Below are 8,611 nucleotides of genomic sequence, written 5' to 3' on the forward strand. Positions count from 1 at the left end.
CCTTGAGGGTGGCCGCCACAATGTCTCTGCGAGCCTCCGTCATGCTTCCCTAGTGGAAGGCGACAGCGCTCGCGCGGAATCGATCAGCGAGCTGCGGAACCATCGGTATAGTCGGCGTCTGCCGAGGTCCAACCGAAGGCCTTGCGGAGCTTCTGGCCGGTCTTTTCGATCGGGTGCGCTTCGTTTTCTGCACGCAGCGCCTTGAATTCGAGGCCGCCGTTGTCCTGGTCGGCGATGAAGCGCTTGGCAAAGGTGCCGTTTTGGATGTCGGCAAGGACCTCCTTCATGGCTTCCTTGACCTGCGGGCCGATGACGTGCGGGCCGGAGACGTAGTCGCCGTACTCTGCGGTGTCGGAGCAGGACCAACGCTGCTTGGTCAGGCCACCCTCGTTGATCAGGTCAACGATGAGCTTCAGTTCGTGGCAGACCTCGAAGTAGGCCATTTCGGGCTTGTAGCCAGCTTCGGTCAGGGTTTCGAAGCCATACTGGATAAGCTTGGAAACGCCACCGCAGAGGACTGCCTGCTCGCCGAAGAGGTCGGTTTCGGTTTCTTCAGTGAAGGTGGTCTCAATGACGCCTGCGCGGGTGCCACCGATTGCCTTGGCGTAGGACAGTGCGAGCGCGAGCGCCTGGCCGGATGCGTCCTGCTCGACACAGACGAGGGCCGGAACACCCTTACCTTCGAGGAACTGGCGACGAACGGTGTGTCCCGGGCCCTTCGGGGCGACCATGCAGATGTCGTGGCCGGCTTCGGGGGTAATGTAGCCGTAGCGGATATTGAAGCCGTGCGAGAAGAACAGTGCGGCGTCGTCCTTGAGGTTCTTGGCGATCTGCTCTGCGTAGACGAAACGCTGGACCTGGTCCGGAACCAGGATCATCACAACGTCGCCTTCGGCCACAGCTTCGGAAACGTCCTTGACAGTCAGGCCAGCGGATTCAGCCTTGTCCCATGAGGAAGAGCCCGGACGCAGACCAACAACCACGTCGACGCCGGAATCCTTGAGGTTGAGCGCGTGGGCGTGACCCTGCGAGCCGTAGCCAATGATGGCAACCTTCTTGGACTGGATGATCGACAGATCTGCACCGTCGTCGTAGATGATCTCAGTCATTGTCATTTCTCCTTCAATTGATCCGTGATCGAGCGTGATCCGCGGCCGATCGCCACAGCGCCCGACTGGACGATTTCTGTCACACCGTACTGCTCAAGGGAGCGGACAAGTGCTTCGAGTTTAGATAGTGAGCCAATAGATTCGATGACGACCGTTTCCGTCTGCACGTCGACGACGTGAGCACGGAAGAGGTCGACGACCTGCAGGACGCCGGTGCGACGCTTTTCGTCGGCGCGCACTTTGATCAGGAGGAGGCGACGTTCCACGGAGTCTTCCGGTTCAAGCTCCACAACCTTGAGCACGTTCACCAGCTTGTTCAGCTGCTTGGTGACCTGTTCGAAGGGTTGGTCTTCTGCTTTGACGATGATCGTCATGCGGGAGATTTCGGGATGCTCAGTTTCACCCACGGTAAGCGAGGTGATGTTAAATGCGCGACGCGCGAACAGTGCCGAGACGCGGGTCAGGACACCGGGCTTGTTTTCAACAAGCACGCTCAGAGTATGTGTTTGTGCCATGATTTTCAGTCCTCCACATCCCAGTCGGGTGCCATACCCTTGGCATAGCGGATTTCATCGTTCGACACACCTGCTGCGACCATCGGCCACACCATGGAGTCCTTCGAGACTCTAAAGTCGATCAGGACAGGGCGGTCGTTGATGGACATGGCCCATTCGATAGCCTCGTCGACTTCGTCGATAGAACGGACGGTGCGCGCTGCCATACCGTAGGCGGTGGCGAGCATTTCAAAGTTCGGGATCTGCTCTCCGTCAACGGGGTTGAGCGTTGTGTTGGAGTAGCGCTTGTCGTAGAACAGCGACTGCCACTGACGCACCATGCCGAGCACGGAATTGTTGATCAGGCAGACCTTGATCGGAATGTTGTTCACCGTGCAGGTGGCCAGTTCCTGATTGGTCATCTGGAACGAACCGTCACCGTCGATTGCCCACACAACGTTGTTCGGCTTGCCGACCTGGGCGCCCATGGCGGCGGGGATGCTAAAGCCCATGGTGCCCAGACCAGACGAGGATATGAAGTGCCTCGGCTTGTCGGACTGGATGAACTGAGCCGACCACATCTGGTGCTGGCCAACGCCGGTCACGTAGATAGCATCGGGGCCTGCGATCTTGGACAGTCGCGACAGGACTTCCTGCGGGGCCATCATGCCGTCTTCAGTCTTCGTCCACCCCATCGGGTAGCGGTCCTTCAGACGGTTGAGGTAACGCCACCATCCGGAGATGTCCTCGCCCTGGTCCTTCTTCTTCATCGCGACGATTTCGTCAACGAGCATCGGAAGCGCGTCGGCGAGGTTACCGACGATCGGAATGTCCGCGAATCGGTTCTTCGAGATCTCAGCGGCATCAATGTCGATGTGCACGATCTTCGCACGAGGCGCGAAAGAATCGAGGTTGCCGGTCACGCGGTCATCGAAGCGAGCACCGAGTGTGACGATCAGGTCGGAGCGTTGCAGAGCACCGACGGCTGCCACGGTTCCGTGCATACCAGGCATACCCAAGGTGTGTGAATCAGAATCTGGGAATGCACCACGTGCGGTCAAAGTAGTGACGACCGGAGCGTCGGTTGCCTCAACCAGTCGAGCAAGATCATCGGTTGCACCCGAACGGATCATGCCACCGCCGACGTACAGCACCGGGGCTTGCGCTTGAAGGATTGCCTCTGCAGCCTGGCGCACTTGGCGCTTGTGAGGCTTGGCAGCTTCTTTGTAACCGGGCAGGTCCATGGCGGGTGGCCAAGAGAAGTTCATCTGGGCAGTCTGCGCGGACTTCGTGACATCAACGAGGACCGGGCCGGGACGACCAGTCGACGCAATCTCGAAGGCTTCAGCCAGTCGAGATGGAATCTCTGTAGCGTCGGTGACAAGGAACGCATGCTTCGTCAGTGGCATCGAGGCGCCAACAATATCGGCTTCTTGGAATGCATCGGTGCCAATCAGGGAGGCACCCACCTGACCTGAAATCACGACCATGGGGACGGAGTCCATGTTTGCGTCGGCCAGCGCTGTCAGGGTGTTTGTTGCACCCGGGCCGGATGTGACAATCGCACAACCGACCTTGCCGGTAGCAAGAGCGTAGCCTTCAGCGGCGTGGCCTGCACCCTGTTCGTGACGAACAAGAATGTGATTGAGCTTTGAGCTCATCAACGGATCATAAGTAGGAAGAATTGCGCCACCGGGCATGCCGAACACGTCGGTCACGCCGAGAGCTTCAAGGGAAGCAATAATCGCTTGCGCCCCGGTCATCATCTGCGTGGGAGCAGTGTCTTTCACCGCTGGGTCCTCTCTATGTGTGGGTGGATCTCAACAAAAAATCCCCAGCCGCGTCATAGCGATGGGGATTAGGCGTGCGATCCATCCGTTTTCACGCGGCAGGATTCGCACGCCCGGGTACGATGACCAGGACGGAAATACCAACCGAGAGAATGTTGAACACGGGTAAACCGTATGCCCACTAGGGCCTCGCCCCGCCTTTTATCTCACACTGCGGAATCTGAATCTCATCGCCTTTGTCGTTTCATTTGCATACGTGACACAAACGATAGGTTTTCGGCGCTTTATCCGTCACAGATAGGACGATGAACTAATTACCTTTGCGGACAAACCTGCAATAATGGGCGTGATTACTCCGTCAACACAACATTGGAGTCGTAACTGTGGAAACAGTATTCGCTCTGCTGGCTGAGCAGCCAGTTCTCTTCCTCTTCCTGCTCATTGGCATCGGTATGGCGTTTGGCCATATCAAGGTCAAGGGCATCGGTCTCGGTGCTGCGGCCGTTCTGTTCTTCGCCATTATTTTGGCGGCGTGGGCACAGGCATACGGCATCGAGCTTCGCGTGACCCCGCAACTGGGAACGCTCGGCCTGACCCTCTTTACCTTCGCTATCGGTATCAACTCCGGCGCGTCCTTCTTCCATAACTTGAAGACCGCTGTCGGCCCGATCTTGACCGTCGTTGTGCTCTACGTCGTCGCGGCCGGCGTTGGCCTTGGCGTTGGTAAGGCCCTCGGCATGGATATCGCACTGATCTCGGGTACGTTCGCTGGCGCGGTCACGAACACCCCCGCTCTTGCAGCCGCCGGCGAAGCCTCAGGTCAGTTGGACCGCGCAACTGTCGGCTACTCGATTGCCTACCTGTTCGGTGTGATCGGTATGCTCGTAGCTTCTGCCGCAGCGCTCTCCTACGGCAAGAACGACCGCGATACTCCTTCCCCGCTGGCGAACCGCACAATCCGCGTTGAGCGCGACGATCACCCGTTCGTTGGCGACATTTACGAGAAGCTCGGGTCGAAGGTCACATTCTCGCGTCTGCGTCGTGGTGAGACCGGCCCGATCACCCGCCCGTCGATGTCTGACACTCTGGACCCGGGTGACTTGGTGACCGTCATAGGTCCTCGTGAATTGGTTGCTCGCGCAGCAACTGAGCTGGGTCACGCTTCTTCACACTCCCTTATGCAAGACCGCACTTACCTTGACTTCCGTCGCATGACGGTTTCCGATCCGAAGGTTGCCGGTCGCGCGGTTGCTGACCTAGAGATGGCGAAGCACTTCTCCGCAACGATCTCCCGTGTGCGTCGCGGTGACGTTGACATGGTTGCCGAGCCGGGCTTAATCCTTCAGCAGGGTGACCGTGTTCGCGTTGTTGCTCCTACCTCCAAGATGGAAGCCATCACGAAGTTCTTCGGCGACTCGGCTCGTGGCCTTTCGGATCTGAACCCGATCGCGCTGGGTCTCGGTATGGCGCTCGGTATCGCGATCGGTGAACTCCCGATCCTGACCCCGTCCGGTGAATACTTCTCGATCGGTTCGGCAGCAGGCACCCTGATCGTTGGCTTGGTCTTCGGTCGTCTGGGTCGTATCGGACCGCTGGTCACTGCTCTGCCCTTCACCGCTTGCCAGGTTCTTTCTGAGTTCGGCCTGTTGGTCTTCCTCGCACAGGCTGGCGCCAACGCTGGTGGACAGATTGCGAACGCCTTCACCTCGGGTGACTGGATCAAGATCTTCATCCTGGGCTTCGTCATCACAACGATCCTCGCAGTTGGCACCTACGTCATCATGCGTTGGATCTTCAAGATGGGTGGCACGCAGCTGTCCGGTTTCCTCGGCGGTCTGCAGACCCAGCCTGCTGTTCTGGCATTCGCCAACGGCCGCACGAACTCGGATCCACGCGTTGCCCTTGGTTACGCTCTGATCTACCCGGTCGCAATGGTCGGCAAGATCTTCGTAGCCCAGATCCTCGGCGGACTTAGCTGATCCTTTCACCTTCCGCTGCTCTCTCAATGACGAGGCCGGGCGGGCACCACGCACGTGGTACCCGCCCGCTTCTTTATCTTTATCTTTAATTCGACGAGATGAACGCCAGCATGCTTGCCTTACGCTTTCAAACCCCTTTGGATGCTCCCCTCTCTTAGAATGGTGACGCCCCATCATTGTTTGCTCGAGGAGCGTTCCATGAGTTTGCGTTTCAATCCACCACCTAACTGGCCGAAACCGCCTGACGGTTTTACTCCCGGGCCGGGGTGGAGCCCCGATCCTTCGTGGAGTTCTGCACCGGCGGGCTGGCAACTGTGGGTCGATGACGGTATTGCTTCACCTTCGAGTATTCCAGGGAATGATCCTTCGTCACCGAGCGCCTTCTCGTCCGACGCATCTGTGTCCTCGGCTTCAGCTGGAGCCTCGTCCCCCTACGCGCCAGGCGGAAGTGGGCGCACGACCACCGCGAGCCCACCCCATAGTGCTAGGCAGAATGCTCCTCTACCCCAGACACGGACACCCGCTGCCGCCAACCAACCATGGGCGACGCCACCAGCTGCTGGTTCGCCAACGGACGCTGGGAACCCGTATACGCAGTTCGCGCGGGGAAGCATGCCCTCCTATGCGCAGGCGAACGCTCAGAGGAAGTCATCAACGAACCGAACCGTCGGGATTGTCCTCGGCTCCGTCGTTGGAATCTTCTTTATCACCATCGCCCTGGCAGTGATCGGAATCCTGAACCCGGACGACGAAGAGGATCCGACGGCCTGGCGTGGATCTGATCCAGGCTGGCCCACCTCGGCCTTCTCAGAGACACCAAACGAAGTCAAAATGAAGGACGGGTCATCACTTGCCGATTCGCTTCCGTCCGGCACAACTACAGAAAAGTTCGGTTTCAGCGCAAAAAGCCCCGCTGACCCGCAACTCCATTATTTGACTATGTACGACAGTGAGGTGGATTCCTCGGGTCTTCCCGTCACTTCAATCAACGTCGAACTCGGTGCAGTTGACTGGAATGCAGGGCCGGCAATCCTTGCTGAGCTGACGGAGGAAGGTATCGAGAGCCTTTATACGGAACCTGATGCAGGCGAAGTCTGGATTCGTGTTCCCGTCACCATCACCTACCACGGTGAAGACACGTTCAATTCCTTCGATCTTGATCTGACATACTCCAATGACGATTCCTTCGCTTTTGCCGAATATTCCTACACTGACAGCGATTTCTCTATCATTGATATGCCGGGCGACGGCCAAACAGCAACCGGATACTTCAATTTCATGATTGATGAAGAGAACGCAACTGCGCAGCAGGGCATATTTGAGGTCTCAGCCTTCTACACAACTCCATCGCTGTTTATGTCAGCGAAATAAGACGGTGTCCTGACAGAGGTGTGGGGGTCTCAGGCAGTGCCTGAGACCCCCACACCTCTGAAAAGTCGGACGCTACGTTACTCGCTCAATTCTTGGTTTGAGGATGTATCATCTGGTGTTCTTGCTTCGGCAAGCGACTGCTCACTCAGAGCCTCTTCACCGCCAGCAGCTCCAACTGTTTCATGTACTTGGGCAGAAGTGTGGTCATTGGCCACCGTGTCAGCGCTGTCTGTAGGGCTGAACGAATCTGGGAGGACCTCGTCCAGGAGAGGCACAACGGGCGCCGATTCCGTGAGCCAGTTCTTATCCGTCAGCATTCGCGCCACAGCAAGACCCATGCCGATACCCACGATCGTGAAAATAACGGTGAATAGCGACTGGAGGGCTTCGAGCATCTGGCCGTTGTTCAAGTAGGTGAGCGAACGGTAAAGCGGAACACCTGGGATCATGATGACCACCGCCGGGACAGATAACGTCACTCGAGAGAACCGCGTGCGCTCCGCTGCAAACGTTGCAAGGAGGCCTGCAGCAAGGGCTGCAAGACCGACAGCTGCGGGCGTCTGAACATCAAGCTCGTCAACCAGAGCAAGACGCCCAACGTTGATAAAAGCACCAATCAATGCCGCCGTTCCCGCTACTCGCGTTGGCGAGTTAAACAGGACAGCAAAGCCAAACGCCGCGACAAAGCTCGTGATAAACCGCAGAGTATAGAGCAACCAGGGGGTGAGGATGTAGCTGTATTCGGGAGTGACAGACCAGTGGAAGACTGTTGACACTACCCAGGTGGCGACGCCCGCAGACAACAAGAGCATGAAGACGTACGTCAGACGACCTAGACCGCCTTGGAAATCGTGTCGGACCAGGTCAATAATGCCCGTCACTAGCGGGAAGCCAGGGACTAGGAACAGCATTGCTGAAATAAAACCAGCTTGGTGCGTAGGCTCAAGGCCAAGGAAGTGCTGTGCAGGGGCAACGAGAAGGATGTAGATGAGCGCCGCGACTGCACCACAACTCATCCACACTCCGAAGTGGTTCATGTGACGGTGGAGCATCTGACGCCGAAGCGCCTGGCCAAAGAATGCTGCGACTGCAACAGCTGAGCATTCAACCCAGCCGCCACTGTTCAGGAATGAGAAGGCAGCACAGGCAAGTCCAGATGCTGCAGCGTTCGGAAACCAGTCATACAGTGGCTTCACCCGTTCGATTTCGTCAAGCGCTTTTTCAGCGTCTTCAACCAGAACTGCCTTGCCTTTAATAGAAGCGACGTAGTTGTTAAGCCTGTCGATACGGTCGGCATTGACGCCCATTTGGCGTTGTTCAGCAAGACCAGTACGGAAGGTGCCGTTCGCATATGCGGTGGCGATGATCTCCGTGTAGGTGACTTGCGCGTGATGCTCTGCGATACCTACTGCTTTGGCAAGCGTTGTCATTGAGTTTTTTACGCGATATGCACTGGCACCGCTTGCCAGGAACATCTGACCGAGTCGCAACACCACGCGTGACTGGTGGGCAAGACGATCATGGGCGGCCGAACGGTAAGCCTGAATGCCCTTGGGGGCACCTTCGATAATGTAGCCCGATGACACTTGATTGGTCGTTTCACTCATAGAACAAGCATTCCACCCTAATGGAATAAAGAAGGCGGTCTATCGTCACAGACGGCTTGTAGCGTCGGACACGTTGCCGACTGTTGTGCCGGCAATTGGCTGGCACCGTCTGAGATTGCCAGCACACACACGTGAGGCCGTGAAAGCCCTTTTGGGTTTTCACGGCCTCAGCGTTGAAGTGTTGTTGCGGCGGTGTCCTACTCTCCCACACTCTGTCGGGTGCAGTACCATTGGCGTTTGTGGGCTTAGCTTCCGGGTTCG

The 8,611-nt window shown here is 57.5% G+C and carries 6 protein-coding genes; 2 read left to right on the forward strand and 4 right to left on the reverse strand.

All coding sequences use genetic code 11. From position 1 onward, the window contains the following. Positions 1-83: 83 nt before the first annotated feature. From ilvC to QP381_RS08310, 3 genes are read right to left on the reverse strand one after another with little or no spacing between them, the layout of a single operon-like run. Complete coding sequence (ilvC, locus tag QP381_RS08300) at positions 84-1,109, reverse strand: ketol-acid reductoisomerase (protein ID WP_285068439.1); 1,026 nt, start codon at positions 1,107-1,109, stop codon at positions 84-86. A gap of 2 nt (positions 1,110-1,111) precedes the next feature. Next, a complete protein-coding gene (ilvN, locus tag QP381_RS08305) occupies positions 1,112-1,624 on the reverse strand; it encodes an acetolactate synthase small subunit (RefSeq protein ID WP_006681797.1) in 513 nt (170 codons plus the stop codon). A gap of 5 nt (positions 1,625-1,629) precedes the next feature. Beyond that, positions 1,630-3,369 (reverse strand): acetolactate synthase large subunit, encoded by a 1,740-nt coding sequence (locus QP381_RS08310; protein ID WP_442953412.1) that lies wholly within the window; start codon positions 3,367-3,369, stop codon positions 1,630-1,632. A gap of 407 nt (positions 3,370-3,776) precedes the next feature. On the opposite strand from QP381_RS08310, the gene QP381_RS08315 reads away from it, so the two are divergent. Together QP381_RS08315 and QP381_RS08320 are read left to right on the forward strand one after the other, a co-directional pair. After that, positions 3,777-5,372: an aspartate:alanine exchanger family transporter gene (locus QP381_RS08315; protein ID WP_219585722.1), complete on the forward strand. Its 1,596-nt coding sequence runs from the start codon at positions 3,777-3,779 to the stop codon at positions 5,370-5,372. Between the two features lie 612 nt (positions 5,373-5,984). Beyond that, complete coding sequence (locus tag QP381_RS08320; RefSeq protein WP_040318693.1) at positions 5,985-6,743, forward strand: hypothetical protein; 759 nt, start codon at positions 5,985-5,987, stop codon at positions 6,741-6,743. Positions 6,744-6,820: 77 nt separating this feature from the next. On the opposite strand, the gene QP381_RS08325 is transcribed toward QP381_RS08320, so the two are convergent. Then, complete coding sequence (locus tag QP381_RS08325) at positions 6,821-8,350, reverse strand: threonine/serine ThrE exporter family protein (RefSeq protein WP_285068444.1); 1,530 nt, start codon at positions 8,348-8,350, stop codon at positions 6,821-6,823. Positions 8,351-8,611 lie beyond the last annotated feature (261 nt).

Origin of the sequence: Pauljensenia sp. UMB6358 (genome assembly GCF_030216865.1) — a bacterium.
Classification (GTDB): Bacteria; Actinomycetota; Actinomycetes; order Actinomycetales; family Actinomycetaceae; genus Pauljensenia; species Pauljensenia turicensis_A.